Source organism: Isoptericola dokdonensis DS-3 (assembly GCF_001636295.1).
In the GTDB taxonomy this organism is placed as follows: Bacteria; Actinomycetota; Actinomycetes; order Actinomycetales; family Cellulomonadaceae; genus Isoptericola; species Isoptericola dokdonensis.
This window is the reverse complement of sequence record NZ_CP014209.1, coordinates 3,157,972-3,177,562: the sequence shown is the minus strand read 5'-3', so window position 1 is coordinate 3,177,562 and position 19,591 is coordinate 3,157,972. Positions and strand designations below refer to the sequence as shown.

The window sequence follows — 19,591 nt, the reverse complement described above, 5'->3', positions numbered from 1 at the left end:
CTGGCCGACGTCAGCCCCCGTACCGCTCGACGAAGTTCCGCAGGATCTTCGGCGGCTGCGTGACCCGGCGCGACGACGCCCGGGCGATGACGGCGTCAGCGTCCTGGGGGGCGAAGTACCCGTGGTCGCGGTAGACGCGCACCCGCTGGACCAGCCCGGCGAGGTCGAGCTCGGGGTGGAACTGGGTGGCGTACAGGTTGTCCTGGAGCCGGAACATCTGCACGGGCGACCGCGGTGACAGCGCGAGCCGCACCGCCCCGGACGGGAGGGTGCGCACGGCCTCCTTGTGCCCGACGAACGCGGAGAACGCCGGCGGCAGCCCGGCGAGCAGCGGGTCGGCGGCACCCTCCTGGGTGAGCTCGATCGTGGCGAGCCCGACGTCCTCGCCGAAGGTGCGGTCGATCGCTCCCCCGGCGTACGCGCCGAGCGTCCCGACGCCGTAGCACGCGCCGAGGAACGGCAGGTCCCGGGCGACGACGACGTCGAGCAGGGCGTTCATCTCCCGCTCGACGCGGCGCTGGTCGTCCGACTTCTCGACCTCGGGGTCCGAGGAGTTGTACGGGCCGCCGCCGACGACGATCCCGGCGTAGTCGTCGAGGTCGAGGTCCGGCATCGGCCCGGCCTCCAGCCGCACCCGGTGCAGCCGGGCGGGCTCCAGGCCGCCGAACCGGCAGAACGCCGCGTACTCGCCGTCGGCGGCGACGTCCTCGGCGCGCGTCGCCAGCAGCAGGAACGGCTTCATGACCACCACGCTAGGCCGCCCCCCGCGCGAGCGCGCGAGGGGCGGCGCGGACCGGTCAGGTCCAGCGGAACAGGCGGATCGACAGCGGCAGGAGCACGGCGGTCCACACCGCCATGACGACGTACTGCTGCAGCGGGAGGTCCCCGCCGAACCAGCCGGCGTCCATGGCCTGCGCGGCAGCCCCCATCGGGGTGTACACGCCGACCTCACGGATGAAGTCCGGCATGATCGGTCCCGGCGTCCACAGCCCCGCCAGGAACAGCAGCGGGAAGTAGATCAGCGACCCGACGGCGTTCGCCGTCGACGGCTTGTTGACGAGCGCGGCGATGAGCATGCCCAGCGAGAACATCGACAGGATGCCCAGCACGAGGCCGACGACGACGACGCCCACGCTGTCGGGAGCCACGAGGTCGAACGCCACCTGGGTGACGACCAGGGCGAGGGCGACCCCGGCCAGGCTGGTGACGATGTTGATGACGAGGTGCGCGACGATGATCCCCTGCGGACGCATCGGGGTGGTGGACAACCGCCGCAGGACGCCCTTGTCGCGGAAGGTCGCGAAGGTGACCGGCAGGGACAGCACGGCGAGCGTGCCGACCGCCATGGCGAGGACCGTGGGCAGGTACGCCATGATCGCCGGGATGCCGTACCAGGCGGAGTCCGGGGGGATGTCCTGGGTCATCGGCTCCCGCATCCCGGGGATCGCGTAGCCGACCCCGATCAGCAGCACCGACGGGAACAGGACGCCGAAGAACACCGACGTGAAGTCGCGCAGCCACACGCGGGTCTCGGTACGCAGCAGGAGGCCGAGGCCGCGCCAGCCGGAGCTGCGGCGGGCCGCCTGCGCCCGCGTGGTGGGGACGGTGGTCGTGGTCATGACCGGCCTCCTTCGGCCAGGGCGGGCTGAGGACTGGCCGCCGAGTCCTCGCGGTGGGTGCCGGGGTCGTAGGTGCGGCCGGTGACGGCGAGGAACACGTCCTCGAGGGTCCGCGTGACGGTGCGGACGTCGTCCGGCACCAGGTCGGCCGCCGCGAGGGCGGGGACGACGGCGAAGAGCACGCGCGCGGTCCCCGTGACCGCGATCTCGCCGGGGGCGTCGAGGGCCTCGACCTGCCGCACGTCGTGGTCCGGCCCGACGAGACGGTCGAGCACCTCGACGGCGCGGGACGCCTGCGCGACCCCGAACCGCAGGACGACGGTGCTGCCGTCGTCGAGGCCGTCGATCAGGCCACGCGGGGTGCCCTCGGCGACGACCCGTCCGGCGTCGATGACGACGAGGCGGTCGCAGAGCCGCTCCGCCTCCTCCATGAAGTGGGTGACCAGCAGGATCGTCACGCCGCGGTCCCGCACCCGCTCCACGAGGTCCCAGGTGGCGCGCCGCGCCTGCGGGTCGAGACCGGTGGTGAGCTCGTCGAGGACGGCGATGCGCGGGTTGCCGACGAGGGCGAGCGCGATGGACAGGCGCTGCTTCTGCCCGCCGGACAGCTTGGCGAACTGGCGCCCGGCGTGCGGGGCCAGGTCGAGCATGTCCATCAGCTCGGCGGGATCGGCGGGGTCGGCGTAGAACCCGGCGAACAGGTGCAGGGCCTCCGCGACGGTGATCTTGTCGTGCAGCGTCGCCTCCTGGAGCTGCACGCCGAGGATGTCGCGGACGGCGGCGGGGTCGCGCTGGGTGTCGATCCCGGCGACGCGCACCGTCCCGGCGTCGGCGTGCCGCAGCCCGGCGAGCGTCTCGACGGTGGTGGTCTTGCCGGCGCCGTTGGGGCCCAGGATCCCGAAGATCTCGCCGGGCCGGACCGTGAACGACACGTCGTCGACGGCCACCTTGGGGCCGTAGGTCTTGCGGAGGTTCGTCACCTCCACGACGGGTGCTTCCATGATGCTCTCCTCGTTGGGTGGTGCGTTGGGTGGTGCGGTCGGTGGGCGGGTCAGGGGCGGAGCGGGACGGTGCGCAGCAGCCGGTGCGCGAGGACCGCCGCCGCGGCGGCGGCCAGGAGGGCCCCGGCGACGGCGAGGGGTGCGCCGAGCGCGGTGTCGGCGTAGGCGCCGCGCACAGGCAGGCCGAAGACGCCGGAGCGGGTGGTGAGGTCGACGACGACGCAGGGCACCAGCAGGGGCAGGGCCAGGAGCGTGCCGCGCAGGGCGCCGAACCGGCGGTAGACGGCCGTGACCGCCACGCCGACGAGGACGTAGGCGACGGCGCCGATCGCCTCGGTGACGACGACGACCGCGGCACCGGTCCAGGTCGCGGGGTCGAGCGCCGCCGCGGCGCCCTGCCAGGGCAGGCCGGCCCGGGCGTAGGTGGCCCGCTCGAGGAGGACGAGGGCGACGGTGAGGACGCCGAAGACCGCCCCGACGGGCAGCGCGGCGCCTGCCGCGCCCCGGACGAACGCCGCCCGGCTGCCGCCGGCGGCGACGTGGATGCGCAGCAGCCCGGCGGTGGTGGCCACGCCGGTGCCGAAGACGACCCAGCGCGCGGGGCTGCCGGCCGCGTCGTAGGTGAGGCCGTCCAGCTCGCCGCCCCAGCGGGCGACGACGAGCGGCGCCCCGAGGACGAGCAAGGTCCACGCCGTCCAGAAGAGCAGCCCGGCGAGCGTCAGGCCGCGGGCGAACCGGCGGCGCGCGATCGACGCGGCACGCCGCTGGGCGGTGTGGGCGCGGAGCTCGCCGGGGCGCGTCGCTCGGCCGGGGGCGGTCGGCAGGGCGGCGCTCATCGCGTGGGTCGCAGTCGCAGCCGGGACAGGTGGACGTGCATCCAGCCCGCGGCGGCCGCCACGACCACCAGGCCGAAGGCGTACCACAGCGGGCCGGAGCCCGTGCGGAGGTGGCCGAGCAGGTCGTCGGCGGTGCCGGTCCCGGCGGCCACCTCGACGGCGGCGAGCAGGACGAGCGCGGGCACGATCAGCAGGGTGCCGGTCCACACGCCGTGGTTCTGGTAGCCCACCGCGACGGCGATGCCGACCATGACGTAGACGGTGACGACGAGCAGCTCGGACAGCGCGACGCCCGCCCACCAGCCGATCCCGTCGGGCAGGACGTCGCCCGGGGCGTGCCAGGTCCAGCCGAAGCCGGTGAACACGGCCCGTTCCACGAGGAACGCGGCGACGTTGAGCACGCCGTAGACCGCCCCGGTGAGGACGGCGGCGACGACGGAACCGGTGAAGAGCGACCGGCGGGTGCCACCGGCGGCGACGTGGTTCGTCATGATCATCGACACGAGGATGATCCCGAGCGTGAAGGCGAACCAGCGGGCGCTGTACTCCGCGCCGATGAGGACGCCGCCCCCCATCTCGTTGCCGTAGTGGTCGACGATGACGGGCACGATCACGGCCAACAGCGTGAACACCGCCCAGAACCCGGCGCCGAAGATCACGCCGCCGCCGGTCACGCAGTCGACGACCCGGCGGAACCCGCGCCGGCGCATCTCGGCCTCGAACGCCGCGCGCTCGTCCAGGGAGATCGTCATCGGGCGGCCCTCGCATCGTCGGCGGCGCGGTCGCGCCGCGGGTCGGTGAGCCGGACGAACAGGTCCTGCAGCGGCAGGGACCCGATCTCGACGCCGGCGTCGCGCGCGGCGGCGGCCTCGCCGTCGACCGGCGTGCCCTCGAGTGTGACCTGGACGGTGGCGCCGAGCTGCTGGCGGTGCAGCACCCGGCGCCCGCCGACGAGCCGGTCGACGGCCGACGAGGGACCGGTGAGGCTGAACCCGCGGGCCTGCATCTCCTCCGCCGTCTCTGCGAGGAGCACCCGGCCGCGGTCGAGCACGACGACGTCCTCGAACAGCCGCTCGACCTCCTCGACCAGGTGGCTGGACAGCAGGATCGTGCGCGGGTGCTCGGCGTAGTCGGCGAGGATCTCGTCGTAGAACGCGTACCGGGTGGGCGCGTCCATGCCGAGGTAGACCTCGTCGAACACGGTCATCGGCGCCCGGGCGGCGAGGCCGATGGTCGCGCCGACGGCGGACCGCTTGCCGCGGGACAGCGCCGCCGGCTTCTTGCGGACGTCGACCTCGAACAGGTCGAGGAGCCGGCCCGCGAGCTCGGCGTCCCAGGCGGGCCGCATCGCCTCGTAGTACTTGAGCGTCTCGACGACCTTCTCGTCGTCCTGGAGGTCCCCGCTCTCGCGGACCACCTGCACGTTGGCGGTGACCCAGGGGTTCTCCCACGGGTCCTCCCACTGCTCGGGGGCGACGTCCCCGGCGCCGAGCCGGACGGTGCCCGACGTCGGCCGGGTGAACGCGCCCAGCAGGGACAGCATCGTGGACTTGCCGGCCCCGTTGCGGCCGAGCACGCCGGTGATGACGCCGGGGCGCAGCGTCAGGCCGACGCCGGCGAGAGCGGTCGTCGCGTCGCTGGTGACGGTGCTGCCGTCGGTGGTCAGCCGGCGCTGCCTGCCGAACTCGACGACGACGTCGTCGAGGCGGGCGCCGAAGGGTGCGGGCGTCATGACTTCTCCGTGGTGGTCGGTCGGGCGTGGCCGTCGGTGCCCCGGACGTAGGCGACGACGTCGTCGGCGCTGATCCCGAGGACCGCCGCCTGGGCGAGGGCGGGGGCGAGGACGTCGTCGAAGTAGGCCTTGCGGTGCTGGTCGAGCAGGCGTTCCCGCGCGCCGGGCGCGACGAACATGCCGAGACCGCGGCGCTTGTAGAGCACGCCCTCGTCCACCAGACCGGCGAACGCCTTGGCGGCGGTGGCCGGGTTGATGCGGAACGTCGTCGCGAACTGGGTGGTGGACATGACCTGCTCCTCCTCCGCGAGATCACCGGCGAGCACCTGCGCCCGGATCATCCGTGCGATCTGGACGTAGATCGGCTCGGGTCCGTCGAACACGCGGGCCTCCTCACGATGGTTCTGTAGTACTGGGGTTCATTACTCCACTAATGAACCATGGATGCACGACGGCGTCAACCCGTCGGCGCGAGTCAGCGCGGTCGGGCGCGAGTCAGCGCAGCCGGGCGCGAGTCAGCGCACAGCGGCGCCAGTCAGCGCACGACGGCGCGAGTCAGCGCAGCCGGGCGCGAGTCAGCGCAGATCGGCGCGACACGGCACGGCACGCCGTCCGACCTCTTCGAACCCTGCATAGAGCGCCGACCGGTGGCGCAGAGCGCCTCGCGCGCGGCCGGGGTCGCGCCGACATCCGTCACGGATGTGATGAACGGCTCGTCCGTCCCACCTGTCAAAGTTCGCACGCCTCTTTGACAGGTCTGGTGGACGTGGCAACACATCTGCCACGTCCTGCCACGCCGTCAGGTCACCCAGGCACGACGAAGCCCGACGGCGATCTCTCGCCGTCGGGCCCTTGCGCGTTGACTCGCGCCGTCGTGCGCTGACTCACGCCGACCTGCGCTGACTCGCGCCGTCGTGCGCTGACTCGCGCCGTCGTGCGCTGACTCACGCCGACGTGCGCCGACTCGCGCGACGCGTCAGATGTCGGCGGCGGCCGCCGCCTCGGCGAGGTCGATGGTCGACAGCTCGGCCAGGTCGGCAGCGACGAGCTCGGCGATCTGGACTGCGTTGAGCGCCGCGCCCTTGCGCAGGTTGTCGTTGGACACGAAGAGCACGAGGCCCCGGCCGCCCGGCACGGACTGGTCGGTGCGGATGCGGCCCACGTACGACGGGTCGGCCCCGGCCGCCAGCAGCGGCGTGGGGACGTCGACGAGCTCGACGCCCGGTGCCGCGGCGAGCAGCTCGCGCGCCCGCTCGGGGGTGATGGGCGACGAGAACTCGGCGTGGATGGCGAGCGAGTGCCCGGAGAAGACGGGCACCCGCACGCACGTCCCGGCCACAGCGAGGTCGGGCAGGCCGAGGATCTTGCGGGACTCGTTCCGGAGCTTCTGCTCCTCGTCGGTCTCGCCCGACCCGTCGTCCACGAGGTTCCCGGCGAGCGCGATGACGTCGAACGCGATGGGTGCGACGTACTTCTCCGGCTCGGGGAACGCCACGGCCGACCCGGAGTGCGCGAGGCCCTCCAGGTCACCGGCGACGGCGGCCCGCGCCTGGTCGGCGAGCTCGCGCACGCCGCCGAGCCCGGACCCGGACACCGCCTGGTACGTCGCGACCCGCAGCCGCTCCAGCCCGGCCTCGTCGGCCAGCGGCTTGAGCACCGGCATCGCGGCCATCGTGGTGCAGTTCGGGTTCGCGACGATGCCCTTGGCGGCCTCGGCGATCGCCTCGGGGTTCACCTCGGACACGACCAGCGGCACCTCGGGGTCGAGGCGCCACGCGGAGGAGTTGTCGATGACGACGGCGCCCGCCTCGGCGAACCGGGGCGCGTGCTCGCGCGACGTGCCGCCGCCGGCGGAGAAGATGGCGACGTCGATGTCGGCGAGGTCGTCGGTCGCGGTCGCCGCGACGTCCTCCACGACGACCTCGACGCCCTCGTAGGTCAGCGTCGTGCCGGCCGAGCGCGCGGACGCGAAGAAGCGCAGGTCGCGCACGGGGAACGCCCGCTCGGCGAGGAGCCGCTGCAGGACCCCGCCCACCTGGCCGGTCGCGCCGACGACGGCGACGTTCACCCCGGAGTCGTTGATGAGAGCCATGTCAGATCACCGCCCCGTCCCGGCGTAGACGACGGCCTCGCCGTCGGAGGAGTCCAGCTGGAAGGCGGTGTGCACGGCGCGGACCGCGTCGTCGAGGGAGTCCTCGCGGGTCACGACGGAGATGCGGATCTCCGAGGTGGAGATCATCTCGATGTTGACGCCCGCGTCCCGCAGCGCGCCGAACAGGCGCGCGGACACGCCCGGGTGGGACTTCATGCCGGCGCCGACGAGCGACAGCTTGCCGATCTGGTCGTCGACCTCGAGCTCGGCGAACTTCAGCTCGTCCTTGACGGCGTTGAGGGCGGCCATCGTGGGACGGGCGTCGCCGTGCGGCAGGGTGAACGAGATGTCGGTGAGGCCGGTGGCCGCGGCCGACACGTTCTGCACGATCATGTCGATGTTCGCGCCGGCGCCGGCGACGACCTCGAAGATGCGCGCGGCCTGGCCGGGCACGTCGGGCACGCCGACGATGGTGATCTTGGACTCGCTGCGGTCGTGCGCGACGCCGGAGATGATCGGGTCTTCCATGGCTTCCTCCTGGTCGTGCGAGGCGTTCGGGTCGATGAGGTCGCCGTGCGTGCCGACGACCATCGTGCCGGTCGCGCCGGAGAACGAGCTGCGGACGTGGACGGGGACGCCGTAGCGGCGGGCGTACTCGACGCTGCGCAGCGCGAGCACCTTGGCGCCGGACGCCGCGAGCTCGAGCATCTCCTCGTAGGTGGTGCGCTCGATCTTGCGGGCGCTGGGGACGATGCGCGGGTCGGCGGTGAACACGCCGTCGACGTCGGTGTAGATCTCGCAGACGTCGGCGTCGAGGCCGGCGGCGAGCGCGACGGCGGTGGTGTCGGACCCGCCGCGACCGAGCGTCGTGACGTCGTTGTTGCTGCTGACGCCCTGGAACCCTGCGACGATCGCGACCTGGCCGCGTTCGATCGTCTCGCGGATGCGGTGCGGGACGACGTCGACGATGCGGGCCCGCCCGTGGACGGCGTCGGTGATGAGGCCGGCCTGCTGGCCCGTGAAGGACTTCGCCTTGACGCCGAGGTTGGTGATCGCCATCGCGAGGAGCGACATGGAGATCCGCTCGCCTGCCGTGAGCAGGATGTCGAGCTCTCGTTGCGGGGGTCTCGGGCTGATCTGCCCGGCGAGGTCGAGGAGCTCGTCCGTGGTGTCGCCCATGGCGCTCACCACGACGACCACGTCGTTCCCTGCGCGTCGGGCCTCGGCGATGCGCTTCGCCACCCGCTTGATGGACTGGGCGTCCGAGACGGACGACCCACCGTACTTCTGCACGATCAGTGCCATGTGTGCTGCTTCCTCCTCGCCGGCCTCCGTCTCTCTCAACGGTCCGCCGGTGCTGATGCTTGCGCCGACCATGGTAGCGGCCCGTCCCGTCGACGCCAGGGCGCGACCGTCACACGAGGTCGGTGAGGACGTCGTACCCGAGCCGCAGGATCAGCGCCCCGACGACGACGACGAACACCACGCGCACGAACCCGCTGCCCTTCGCGACCGCCATCCGCGCGCCGACGTACCCGCCGACCAGGTTGGCCGCGCCCATCGCGAGGCCGAGCCCCCAGATCACGGCGCCGTGCGGCACGAAGAACAGCAGCGCACCGAGGTTGGTGGCGAAGTTGACGATCTTCGCCAGCGCCGACGCCGGGAGGAACGCGTACCCGAGGATGCTCACCAGGGAGATGACGAGGAACGTGCCGGTGCCGGGTCCGAGGAGGCCGTCGTACGCGCCGATGACGGCACCGATCCCGGCGGCGGTCCACCGGTGCCGGTTGCCCTCCCAGCGCAGGTCGTCGTGGGCGCCGAGCTGCGGCTTGAGGATCGTGAAGACAGCCACGGCGATGAGCACGACGAGGATGATGGGGGTGAACAGCTCGGCGGGGATGTAGCTCGCGAGGGCGGCGCCGCCGTACGCACCGACCAGCGCGGTGAGCGCCATCGGCGCCGCGGTGGTGAGGTCGGGCCCGACGCGCCGGTAGTACGTGAGCGCGCTGACCGAGGTCCCCATGATGGAGCCCAGCTTGTTCGTCGCGAGCGCCTGCACCGGTGAGATGCCGGGTACGAGCAGCAGCGCGGGGAGCTGGATCAGCCCGCCGCCACCGACGACGGCGTCCACCCACCCGGCGGCGAGGCCCGCGAGGACGAGCAGGAGGATCGTGGTGACGTCGAGATCGAGCACCCGCCGATCCTAGGTGGCGCTCGCGTGCGGCGGCCCCGGGAGTCCGGTCAGGAGTGCAGGGCGTCGTACTCGGCCTCGGCGGCGACGTCGTCCTCGACGTCGAGGCGCAGGTGGGCGAGCACGGCCTGCAGGACCCGCAGCACGGAGGACGCGCGGTCCCCCCAGATCGACAGGTAGCTGAACTGCCACCACCACAGGCCCTCGAGCTCGTGGCCGTCGTCGAAGTGCTGGAGGCCCTTGGCGACCTCCTCGGTGACGCACGCGAGGTCGCCGGAGATGGTGGCGGGCACGACCTCGGGGCCGAGCAGCGGGTCCGCGACCTCGGCGTAGTCGTCGAAGCCGTCGAACATCTGCGCCAGGGCGTCGCGCAGCGGGTCGACGTCGGTCTGGCGCCCGGTGTCGGGCTCGAACCGTTCGGCGGGGACGACGTCGACGATCGCGGCGAGGCGGGCGCCCGCGGCCAGCAGGTCGGACGTCGCGAGGATGAGCAGGGAAATCTCCGCGCCGGGGAACCCGCCGGACGCGACCTGGGTGGTGGTCGACAGGAACGTGCGGGCCTGCGCGGACATCAGCTCCGCGACCTCGCGGAGCTCGGAGTCTGCTGCGATCTCTGGCACGGTGCTCACCTGTCCTGTCGTGGACCGCGCGGGCCGGTCAGGCCCCGACGACCCGTCGTCCTTCGAACGCACGGCCGAGGGTCACCTCGTCCGCGTACTCCAAGTCTCCCCCGACGGGCAGTCCGGACGCCAGGCGGGACACGGTGACGCCCATGGGGGCGATGAGCCGGGACAGGTACGTGGCGGTGGCCTCGCCCTCGACGTTCGGGTCGGTGGCGAGGATCACCTCGGTGACCGTGCCGTCCGCGAGCCGGGTGAGGAGCTGGCTGATGCGCAGGTCGTCGGGGCCGACGTTCTCCAGCGGGTTGATGGCCCCGCCGAGCACGTGGTACCGGCCGCGGTACTCGCGGGTGCGTTCCACGACGACGACGTCCTTCGGCTCCTCGACGACGCAGATGACGTCGTCGGCGCGGCGCGGGTCGGCACACACGCGGCACGTCGGGGACTCCGCCACGTTGCCGCACGTCTCGCAGAACTGGACGCGCGCCTTGACCTCCGTCAGCGCGTCGACCAGGCGGCGGACGTCCGACGCGTCCGTGGCGAGCAGGTGGAACGCGATCCGCTGCGCGCTCTTGGGCCCGACGCCGGGCAGCCGGCCGAGCTCGTCGATCAGGTCCTGGACCGCGCCTTCGTACACGCCCTCAGCCTACGGCCCGCCGGTGACGCTCCCGCGCACCTCGCGGGGCGCCGCACCGGCGGGCTCAGACTCAGACCCAGCCCTTCGCGCGGGCGAGCCGCACGGCCTCGTGCCGGTTCGTGACTCCGAGCTTCGCGACCGCCGACGACAGGTAGTTGCGCACCGTGCCCGGGGCGAGCGCGGCGCGGGCCGCGATCTCCTCGACGGGGGCGCCGTCGGCCGCGAGCTCCAGGACGTCGGCCTCGCGGGCCGTCAACGGCGAGTCCCCCGCGGCGATGGCTTCCGCCGCGAGCTCCTGGTCGACGTACCGGCCCCCGGCGGCGACCTGCCGGATCGTGTCCGCCAGCACCGTCGCCGGCACCGACTTCGGCAGGAACCCGCGCACCCCGGACCCGAGCGCCTTCTTCAGGTGCCCCGGCCGGCCGTGCCCGGTGACGATGACGATCCCGCACGCCGGCTGCTCGGCGAGCAGCGCCTCGGCGACCTCGATGCCGTCCGCGCCCGGCATCTGCAGGTCGAGCACCGCGACGTCGGGGCGCTCCCGGCGGATCGCGGCGAGCGCCTCGGGGCCGCTGCCCGCCACCGCGACGACCTCGAGGTCGTCCTCCAGGTCGAGCAGCCGCGCCACGGCGTCCCGGATGAGGGTCTCGTCGTCGGCGAGGACGATGCGGATCATGCGGTCGCTCCAGGGCTCGGGACGCGGGCGGTGACGGTGAACTCGTGGCCGTGCGCGGCGACGTCGAGGCTGCCGCCGACGGCGGCGAGGCGTTCGCGCAGCCCGGCCAGGCCGGTGCCGCCGGGCGGGCGGGGCACGTCGCCGGGAGCGTCGGCCGCGCCCACCGCGTCGGCGGTGCGCGCCACGCCGTCGTTGGTGACCCGCAGCACGACGTCGCCGGCGGCGGCGTCGCGGTCCAGGTCGAGGCGGCAGCGGGTGGCGTGCGAGTGCCGCACCACGTTCGTCACGGCCTCCCGCACCACCCAGGCCAGCGCCTCCTGGCGCGACGGGTCGAGGGCGGGGACGTCCCCGACGACGCGCACCGCGATCCCGGCGGCGCGCAGCACGGACCGCGCCCCGGCGAGCTCGGTCGCGAGGTCCGCCGACCGGTAGCCCGCGACGACGCCGCGCACCTCGCGCAGCGAGTCGTGGGCCAGCGTGCGGACCTCGTCCATCTCGTCCGCGGCCCGCGGGTCGCCGCGACGGGCCAGCGCCGCCGCCAGCTCGCTCTTGACCGCCACCGCGGACAGCGCCCGCCCGACGACGTCGTGCATGTCCCGCGAGATGCGCAGCCGCTCCTCGGCGACCGCGAGCCGGGCCGCGACCTCGCGGGTCGCCTCCAGCTCGCGCACCACCTCCAGCACCCACACGGACAGCCGGACCGTGCCCGTCCAGAACAGGGTCGCGGCGTAGAGGAAGACCGCCAGGGACACGGTGCCCGCCCCGAGCCCGCCGTCCAGCGCGGCCAGCGCGACGACCAGCACCGGCAGCCCGACCGCCGCCACCGCCAGCCGGCGGAACGGGAACCCGACGGCCAGCGCCCCGAAGGTCGCCGCGCCGCACACGCCGATCGTCAGCGACCGGGCGTCGGCCCAGCCCTCCCCGCCCGGCAGGACCACCAGCGCGAGCGCCGCCAGCACCGCCGTCGCCGTGAGCATCGCGACCATCGCCGGGTGCGGGCGCCCGCCGTCGACCAGCGGCTCGTCGAACCCGACGTGGATCGTCCAGAAGCACAGCCCCATGTGCACGACCGCCGTCACCAGCAGCGCGCCGAGGGCGCCGGCGGACGGCAGCGGCTCCGCGCTGTCCGCGACGGCGACCACCGCGTAGACGTAGAACAACGCCTCCAGCGGCACGAACAGGTAGAGGGTGACCCGCGTGTAGAGCTCGACGCCGCGGGCACCGCCCGCGAGGGACGCGGCAGGCCGGTGGGAGGTCACCCCGCCAGCCTGCCACGCCCCTCGGTGCGCGCCGGTCACCGACGCGGGGCCCAGCGCATCCACCGTCGTGCGGCCCAGGCGGCCAGCGCCGTCCACAGGATCACGACGCCGAGCGGCTGCGCGGCCGCCACGAACGTCTCGGCGAAGGTCAGGGTGGCGCCGTCCGCGTCCCGGCCCGTCAGGCCGAGCCACAGCAGGTCCGTGACGCCGCGCAGCGGCGTGAACCGCGCGACGGTGTCGATGACGCTGCCCTGCGGCAGCGGGAACATCCCCGCGAACGGCAGCACCAGCACGATGACGGGCAGCGTGGTGAGCTGCACCGACTCGACCGTCCTCGACATGCCGGCCGTGGCCGCCGCGAGCGCCACCATGACCGCCGTGCCGCCGACCGCGGCGAGCAGCACCAGCACCGGGTTCACCAGGCCGGGCGGGTCGAGCAGCAGCGTGACCGCCACGTACCCGAGCACCACCTGGGCCAGCACGATCACGGCGGGCGGGACGGCGGGTGCGAGCAGCACGTCGAGCCGCGACGCCGAGCCGGTGAGGAGTCGTTGCAGCACCCGGTCCTCACGGCGGGCCACGTACGCGGTGGTGATGTTGTAGTAGACGACGAAGATCAACGAGATCGTCAGCAGCGTGACCAGGACGCCCGCCGAGACCTCCTGGCCGACGGCGTCCTCGCGACCGATGCCACCGACGACGGAGAACAGCAGGACGAACGCCACCGGCAGCGCCAGCGCGTACATCAGTGCCGTGCGGTTGCGCAGCAGCAGCAGCGTCTCCGCGCGGGTCAGGGACATCAGCCTCCGCAACCGCGGCGCGGTCGCGCGGGCGGCAGGGGCAGGAACGGTCGTGGTGCTCATGCGGCAACCTCCTCGTCGGTGTCGGCGCCCTGCGCCAGGGACAGGAACGCCTGCTCGAGCGACGCGGCGCGCGCATCGAGCTCTTCCAGGACCACTCCGCGCTCACGGGCCCACACCAGCAGGCCCTCCAGGTCGCGCTGGAGCGCGGTGGTCTGCAGCAGCACGCGGTCGCGGTCGACCTCGACGCCCACCGTCCCGGCGAGCACGGGCAGGTCGGACGGGGTGAGCGTGAGCCGCTCGCCGCCGTCGGAGTGCGGGACGAACTCGATGCGGGCGGGCTCCGCGGCGACGGTCTCGGCGACCGTGCCCTCCCGGACCACCCGCCCCGCCCGCATGATCGCGATGCGGTCGGCGAGCGCCTCCGCCTCCTCCAGGTAGTGCGTGGTGAGCAGCACCGTCATGCCGTCGTCGAGCAGGCCACGCACCAGCCGCCACACGGCGCGACGGCTCTCCGGGTCGAGGCCCGTGGTGGGCTCGTCCATGATGAGCAGCTCGGGACGCCCGAGGATCGCCAGCGCCAGGTCGAGGCGGCGGCGCTCGCCGCCGGACAGGCTGCCGACGCGGACGTCCGCCCGCCCGTCGAGGGAGAGCGAGGCGAGCACCTCGTCGACGTCGCGCGGGGCGCCGAGGGTGCCGGCCCACATGCGGGCCGTCTCGGCGGTGGTGAGGTCGGCGGAGAAGCCGGCCTCCTGGAGCATGATCCCGAGGCCGCCGACGACGCGGTGCCGCTCGCGGTACGGGTCGTGCCCGAGGACGCTGATCGTGCCGCCGTCGGCGGGCGCGAGGCCCTCGACGAGCTCGACCAGCGAGGTCTTGCCGGCGCCGTTGACCCCGAGGAGGGCCAGCAGCTCGCCGCGGCGGACGTCGAGGTCGACGCCGCGCACCGCTTCGAACCGGCCGTAGCGGCGTCGGACGCCGCGCAGGGAGATGATGTTCTCGGTCATGACCCCAGCCTGCCGCGGGGGCGTCGTCGCAGGTAGTGCCACCTCTCACCGGTTCGTGTGCGGAGCGCACGGGTGCGGCGTGACATCTGTCATCCCGGTCCGGTGCGGTCCGGCGCGGTCCGGTGCCGGCCGGCGGGCCGGTCAGGCCCCCAGGCCGGTCGCGCGCAGCAGGGCGGTGGGCCCGAACGCGACGTTCTGGTCGACGGCCACCTCGACGTGCCGCCCCTCGCCGTCGCCGCCGAACCGCAGCGTGACGTCCAGCGCGAACGGCGTCCCCTGCCAGAGCAGGCGGAGCAGCAGGGTGTCGGGCGCGGTCCAGGCCGCGGCGCCCGCGACCCGGATCGGCTCGTCGACCAGCACCACCTCACCGGTGGTCCAGCGTCCGACGCCGCAGCGCACGGTGTGCCAGGGCCCGTCCGGTTCCGTCGTCCAGCGCAGCTCGATCCCGTCGGGGGCGTGGTGGACGGCGACGGCGTGCCAGCGCAGGAACGCACCGGCCCGCTCGTCGTCCGGGCTGCCCGGTGCGGCGTCCGGGTCGGCCTCGTCGCCGGTGTCCGGGTCGGCGTCCGGGGACCCGCCGGGGAGGTGGTCCCCCGCGTGCGGCGCCAGGACGAACGGCGCGCCCTCGACCATCGCCCCCAGCGGCGTGCCCGCCGCACCTCGCGGCCACGACACGGCGAGACCGGGCGGCGCGAACGGGACGCCGTCCGACGCCGGTACGGCAACCTCGGCAGGCGCCGGCGAGCACGCCGGGCCGAGCTCGGCGAGCACCGCCGTGAGCTCGGCCGCGGTGCGCGCCGTCCCGCTCGTGAGGACGGCGACGAGGTCGTGCTCGGGCCACACGACGCAGAACTGCCCGAAGGCGCCGTCGGCGCGGTAGGCGCCGAACCGGCACCGCCAGAACTGGAAGCCGTACCCCTGGGACCAGTCGCCAGGCTCCCCCGGCTCGTCCCGCGGGCCGTTCGGCACCTGCGCGGACGTCATCTCGTCCACCCAGGCCGCCGGGACCAGCTGGCGTCCCTCCCACCGGCCCCGCTGCAGCCAGAGCTGCCCGAGGGCAGCGAGCTGCTCGGTGGTGAGCCGCAGCCCGTACCCGCCGACGTCGATCCCGGCCGGGCACTGCTCCCACGTGGCGCCCACGATGCCGAGCGGCGCGAACAGCCGCGGCGTCAGCCAGTCGAGCATCCGCTCGCCCGTGAGCCGGTGCAGGATCGCGCTGACCAGGTACGTCGCCCCCGTGTTGTAGACGAACCGGGTGCCCGGCTCGTGCGGGACGGGCGCCGCGAGGATGTCCCGCGCCCAGGACCCGCCCGGCCGGTGCAGGTCGTGCAGCGTGAACAGCATCGTGTCGGCGTCGTGACCTGACGTCATCGTCAGCAGGTCGCGCACCCGCATCCGGGCGAGGTTCTCCCCCGGGTCGGACGGCGCGTCGTCGGGCAGCAGGTCGAGCACGCGGTCGTCGACGTCCAGCAGGCCCTCGGCGACGGCGAGCCCGACGGCCGTGGCGGTCACCGACTTCGACACCGAGAACATCTTGTGGGGCTCCGCGGCGGTGAACGGGTCCCACCACGCCTCGGCCACCACGTGCCCGTGCCGCAGCACCAGGAGGCTGTGGACGTCGTCGATCCCGTCGAGACGTTCGACCAGCCTGGTCAGGGCGGCGGGGTCGACCCCCTGGGACTCGGGGTTCGCGCGGGGCAGCAGGTGCGTCGTCGTCACGCGGGCCAGTCTGCCCGACCTCCGGCACGGGCGAGCAGGTCCACGGACAGCGGCGCGACGGGATGCGTGGTCGCCGGTGCGGCCGGGTCGACCCACACCACCTCGGCGAGCTCCGCCCGGGGTGCCGGTTCGAAGCCGTCGGGCAGGTCGACGGCGAACACGTGCGCGTCCACCACGTGGTCGGGCTCGTTCGCGGCCACCGCGTGGTGGCGGCCCAGCGGGCGCACCAGCGCGGCGTCCACGACGAGCCCGATCTCCTCCGCGCACTCCCGCACGAGCGCCGCGATCGGGTCCTCCCCCGGCTCGATCTTGCCGCCCACCTGCATGAACGCGGTCGTGCCGCGCTTGCGGACCAGCAGGGCGCGGCCGTCGCGCTCGATGACGGCCGCCACGATGTGCAGGGTGGTCGGCGTCGTCACGGCTGGTCGACGACCTCGTCGATGACCGCGCCGTCGAGCATCTTGACCACCAGCGGCACGCCGACGAGACCGGTGGACGCGATGTCCGGGTCGTCGTCGGAGGCGTCGTCGCCGTCGGCGTAGCCGGGGTCCGGCGGCGGCTCCGGGGCGGCCGGACGGTCCGGCACGGCCGACGCCGTGGGACGGGCCGCCGCCCGCGCCGCCGCGGCGCGCGCGCCGGACGACGGCGTGCCGCCTGCGCCGCTCGGGCCGTTCGTGCCGCTGGAGGGACGGTCGCCGGCGGGTGCGGCCGACGACGCGCTGCCCCCCGACCGACCGGCAGGCGGCTGCGCCGGCGCGGGCTCAGCCGCGGGCGCGACCGCGCGCGTCGGGGTGCCCGCGAGCCAGGCGGCGTCGGCAGCCTCGGCCGCTCCCCTGCCCGGCGCCGGACCGGTGGCACCGGTCGGCCCCGCACCGGTCCCGCGGCCGGAGTCGGCCACGTCGGGAGCGTCGGGCGCGTCCGGGGGTGGCGGGACGTCCGGCCAGGGGTCGCCCGGGTCGCCCGGGTCCTCGTCGGCCAGGGCGTCGCCCGCGGCGTGGTGCCCGGACCGTCCCCCCCGATCGGGGCCCGCACCGCCGGAGCGCCCGGACCGGGCGTTCCCGGTACCGCCGACGGGTCCCCCGGGCGGACGGCCGGTCGAGGCCTGCGGGGAGCCGGCGTCCTGCCGGCCGGCGGCAGGGCCGTCGCCGGGACCGGGGGCCCCGACGGTCACGTCGACCTGCGCGCGCAGCCCGAGCGTCTGGTAGAGCGCGTCGCCGAACGCCTCGAGGTGGCGGGGCTGCGAGAAGTTGCGGGCCAGCGGCTCGGTCTGGAACGCGAGCAGCAGCCGGTCCCCCGTCAGCGAGGCGACCTGCGCGTTCTGGTCCACCAGAGCGCGCGTCACCGGGCTCGTGAGGTTCGCGACCACCTCGTCCCAGCGGCGCCGCACATCCTCCGCGGTCGTGCCGGCGGGCGCGGAGACGCTGCCGACCGGCGTGCTCGGCGTGGTCGGCGTGCCGGCGGCCGTGGCTGCCTGGCCGTCGGCCGAGCCGTCCGACGCGGCCGCGGGCCGCGACGGTGAGGCGTCGGCCGCGGCGTCGGCCGCGCCCGCCGTGCGGGGTTCCGGCTCGGAGGGCTCGGGCTCGACGGCGGCGGGCGCCACGGACGGCGCGGGCTCGGAGGGCTCAGGCTCGCCCTGGGCCGAGGTCGCGGCGGCGGCCTCGGTGCTCGGCGCACCGGTCACGGCCTGCTCGGGGACCGTGCTCGCCGGAGCATGCGGGGACGGCGCGGCCACGACGGCGGTGCGGGCACCGACCTCCGGGCTCCCGTCGGCCGCCTGCGGCGCCACGTCGGGATCCTGCCCCGCGTCGTCCGCCGGGTTCGACGGCGTCGCCGCACTCGCCGTCACCTCGACGTCGCGGTCGGGGTGCGCGCCGTCGCCGGGCCCGGAGGGTCCTCCGGCAGAGGGAGGGGCAGGGGCCGGCACCTCCACGGCGGAGGCCGCGGACCCCGCGGAACCGGTGGATCGGCGGCTCGCCAGGAGCGCGGCCCGCGCGGCGGCGACACCGGACAGCCCGCCGTCCGCCCCGGCGACGCCCGGGGCAGGTGTCGCCGGCACGGCTGCGGCGGCTCCGGTTCCGCCGACACCGGCCGTCGCTCCTGCGGGGGCGGCGGACACGGGCGCCTGCCCGGCGGGCGCGACCGGCCCGGCGGCCACGGCGCCCCGCTCGAGCCGGTCGAGCCGGGCGGCGAGGCCCTGCGTGCCGTCGTCGGCGCCGGGCAGCAGGAGCCGCGCGCACAGCAGCTCCAGGTGGAGGCGCGGTGACGTGGCCCCGGCCATCTCGGTGAGGGCGTCGTTGACGAGGTCGGCGGCACGGGACAGCTCCGCGACCCCGAGGTTCGCCGCCTGGTGCCGCATCCGGTCGAGCTGGTCGGCGGGCAGGTCGCGCAGCACGGCGCCCGCGGCGTCCCCGGACACGGCGATGACGATGAGGTCGCGCAGCCGCTCGAGGACGTCCTCGACGAACCGGCGCGGCTCGTGCCCCGTCGCGACGACGTGGTCCACGACGCGGAAGATCGAGCCGCCGTCGCGCGCGGCGATCGCGTCGACGACGTCGTCGAGCAGCGTGGCGTGCGTGAAGCCGAGCAGGCCGACGGCGGTGTCGTACTCGACGGTCTTTCCCGTGGCGCCGGCGATGAGCTGGTCCAGCACGGACAGGGTGTCCCGGGCGGAGCCGCCGCCGGCACGCGTGACCAGCGGGGTCACGCCCGCACCGAGCTCGACGCCCTCGGCGGTGCAGAGCTGCTCCAGGTACGGGCCGAGCACGTCGGGCGGCAGCAGCCGGAACGGGTAGTGGTGCGTCCGCGACCGGATGGTGCCGATGACCTTGTCGGGCTCCGTCGTCGCGAAGACGAACTTGATGTGGGGCGGGGGCTCCTCGACGATCTTCAGCAGGGCGTTGAAGCCCGCGGGCGACACCATGTGCGCCTCGTCGATGACGAAGATCTTGTACCGGTCGCGCGTGGGCGCGAAGGTCGCGCGCTCGCGCAGGTCGCGGGCGTCGTCGACCCCGCCGTGCGACGCGGCGTCGATCTCCACCACGTCGAGCGAGCCGGAGCCGCCACGCGCGAGCTCGACGCACGACGGGCACTCGCCGCAGGGGGTGTCGATCGGCTGCTCGGGGGTGTTGCGGTGGCAGTTGAGCGTGCGCGCGAGGATGCGCGCCGACGTCGTCTTGCCGCAGCCGCGCGGGCCGGAGAACAGGTAGGCGTGGTTGACGCGCCCGCTGCGCAGCGCCTGCATCAGCGGGGCGGTGACGTGCTCCTGGCCGATCACCTCGGCGAACGTCTCGGGCCGGTAGCGGCGGTACAGAGCGGTGGTCACCGGGCCAACGATAGACGCCGACGCCGACAGGCACGAGGCCGGGCCCGACCTGAAATGTTAGTTACTCACATCTGTGGGAC

Annotated in this window: 19 protein-coding genes; all 19 read right to left on the bottom strand. The window is 74.6% G+C overall.

The genetic code is table 11. The features are described 5' to 3' along the window. Positions 1-10: 10 nt before the first annotated feature. Entirely contained in the window at positions 11-742 is a 732-nt protein-coding gene (locus I598_RS14530; RefSeq protein ID WP_068203638.1) for a glutamine amidotransferase, read from the bottom strand. 55 nt (positions 743-797) lie between these two features. Next, complete coding sequence (locus I598_RS14525; RefSeq protein WP_068203636.1) at positions 798-1,619, bottom strand: ABC transporter permease; 822 nt, start codon at positions 1,617-1,619, stop codon at positions 798-800. Further along, positions 1,616-2,620, bottom strand: coding sequence for an ABC transporter ATP-binding protein (locus I598_RS14520; protein WP_068203634.1), 1,005 nt, complete (start codon positions 2,618-2,620; stop codon positions 1,616-1,618). Before I598_RS14520 ends, I598_RS14525 begins: the two co-directional genes overlap by 4 nt. Positions 2,621-2,670: 50 nt before the next feature. After that, on the bottom strand, positions 2,671-3,456 hold the full coding sequence (locus tag I598_RS17725) for a hypothetical protein (protein WP_068203632.1): 786 nt from the start codon (positions 3,454-3,456) through the stop codon (positions 2,671-2,673). Then, positions 3,453-4,208: a hypothetical protein gene (locus I598_RS14510; protein ID WP_068203631.1), complete on the bottom strand. Its 756-nt coding sequence runs from the start codon at positions 4,206-4,208 to the stop codon at positions 3,453-3,455. Before I598_RS14510 ends, I598_RS17725 begins: the two co-directional genes overlap by 4 nt. Continuing rightward, complete coding sequence (locus I598_RS14505; RefSeq protein ID WP_083973360.1) at positions 4,205-5,188, bottom strand: ATP-binding cassette domain-containing protein; 984 nt, start codon at positions 5,186-5,188, stop codon at positions 4,205-4,207. Before I598_RS14505 ends, I598_RS14510 begins: the two co-directional genes overlap by 4 nt. After that, complete coding sequence (locus I598_RS14500; RefSeq protein ID WP_068203629.1) at positions 5,185-5,571, bottom strand: GntR family transcriptional regulator; 387 nt, start codon at positions 5,569-5,571, stop codon at positions 5,185-5,187. Before I598_RS14500 ends, I598_RS14505 begins: the two co-directional genes overlap by 4 nt. A 593-nt stretch (positions 5,572-6,164) precedes the next feature. Continuing rightward, positions 6,165-7,280 carry an aspartate-semialdehyde dehydrogenase gene (locus I598_RS14495; protein ID WP_068203628.1) on the bottom strand — a complete coding sequence of 372 codons (1,116 nt, stop codon included), beginning with the start codon at positions 7,278-7,280 and terminating at the stop codon, positions 6,165-6,167. A gap of 6 nt (positions 7,281-7,286) precedes the next feature. Next, positions 7,287-8,585 carry an aspartate kinase gene (locus tag I598_RS14490; protein ID WP_068203626.1) on the bottom strand — a complete coding sequence of 433 codons (1,299 nt, stop codon included), beginning with the start codon at positions 8,583-8,585 and terminating at the stop codon, positions 7,287-7,289. Between the two features lie 109 nt (positions 8,586-8,694). Further along, positions 8,695-9,474, bottom strand: a complete 780-nt coding sequence (locus I598_RS14485; protein WP_068203624.1) for a TSUP family transporter — start codon at positions 9,472-9,474, stop codon at positions 8,695-8,697. Between the two features lie 47 nt (positions 9,475-9,521). Then, positions 9,522-10,043, bottom strand: a complete 522-nt coding sequence (locus I598_RS14480; protein ID WP_157557339.1) for a DUF5063 domain-containing protein — start codon at positions 10,041-10,043, stop codon at positions 9,522-9,524. A gap of 85 nt (positions 10,044-10,128) precedes the next feature. Next, a complete protein-coding gene (gene recR, locus I598_RS14475) occupies positions 10,129-10,728 on the bottom strand; it encodes a recombination mediator RecR (protein ID WP_068203622.1) in 600 nt (199 codons plus the stop codon). Positions 10,729-10,798: 70 nt separating this feature from the next. Then, entirely contained in the window at positions 10,799-11,404 is a 606-nt protein-coding gene (locus I598_RS14470; protein ID WP_068203620.1) for a response regulator transcription factor, read from the bottom strand. Then, positions 11,401-12,663 (bottom strand): sensor histidine kinase, encoded by a 1,263-nt coding sequence (locus tag I598_RS14465; RefSeq protein ID WP_157557258.1) that lies wholly within the window; start codon positions 12,661-12,663, stop codon positions 11,401-11,403. The genes I598_RS14470 and I598_RS14465 overlap by 4 nt, the downstream gene beginning before the upstream one ends. Positions 12,664-12,698: 35 nt before the next feature. Continuing rightward, positions 12,699-13,526: an ABC transporter permease gene (locus I598_RS14460; RefSeq protein ID WP_083973357.1), complete on the bottom strand. Its 828-nt coding sequence runs from the start codon at positions 13,524-13,526 to the stop codon at positions 12,699-12,701. Continuing rightward, on the bottom strand, positions 13,523-14,470 hold the full coding sequence (locus I598_RS14455; RefSeq protein WP_068203615.1) for an ABC transporter ATP-binding protein: 948 nt from the start codon (positions 14,468-14,470) through the stop codon (positions 13,523-13,525). Before I598_RS14455 ends, I598_RS14460 begins: the two co-directional genes overlap by 4 nt. Positions 14,471-14,611: 141 nt before the next feature. Next, positions 14,612-16,189 carry a serine hydrolase domain-containing protein gene (locus tag I598_RS14450; protein ID WP_068203614.1) on the bottom strand — a complete coding sequence of 526 codons (1,578 nt, stop codon included), beginning with the start codon at positions 16,187-16,189 and terminating at the stop codon, positions 14,612-14,614. Further along, positions 16,186-16,608: an NUDIX hydrolase gene (locus I598_RS14445; RefSeq protein WP_068203613.1), complete on the bottom strand. Its 423-nt coding sequence runs from the start codon at positions 16,606-16,608 to the stop codon at positions 16,186-16,188. Before I598_RS14445 ends, I598_RS14450 begins: the two co-directional genes overlap by 4 nt. Further along, positions 16,605-19,511 carry a DNA polymerase III subunit gamma and tau gene (locus tag I598_RS14440; protein WP_068203612.1) on the bottom strand — a complete coding sequence of 969 codons (2,907 nt, stop codon included), beginning with the start codon at positions 19,509-19,511 and terminating at the stop codon, positions 16,605-16,607. Before I598_RS14440 ends, I598_RS14445 begins: the two co-directional genes overlap by 4 nt. Between the last annotated feature and the right edge of the window lie 80 nt (positions 19,512-19,591).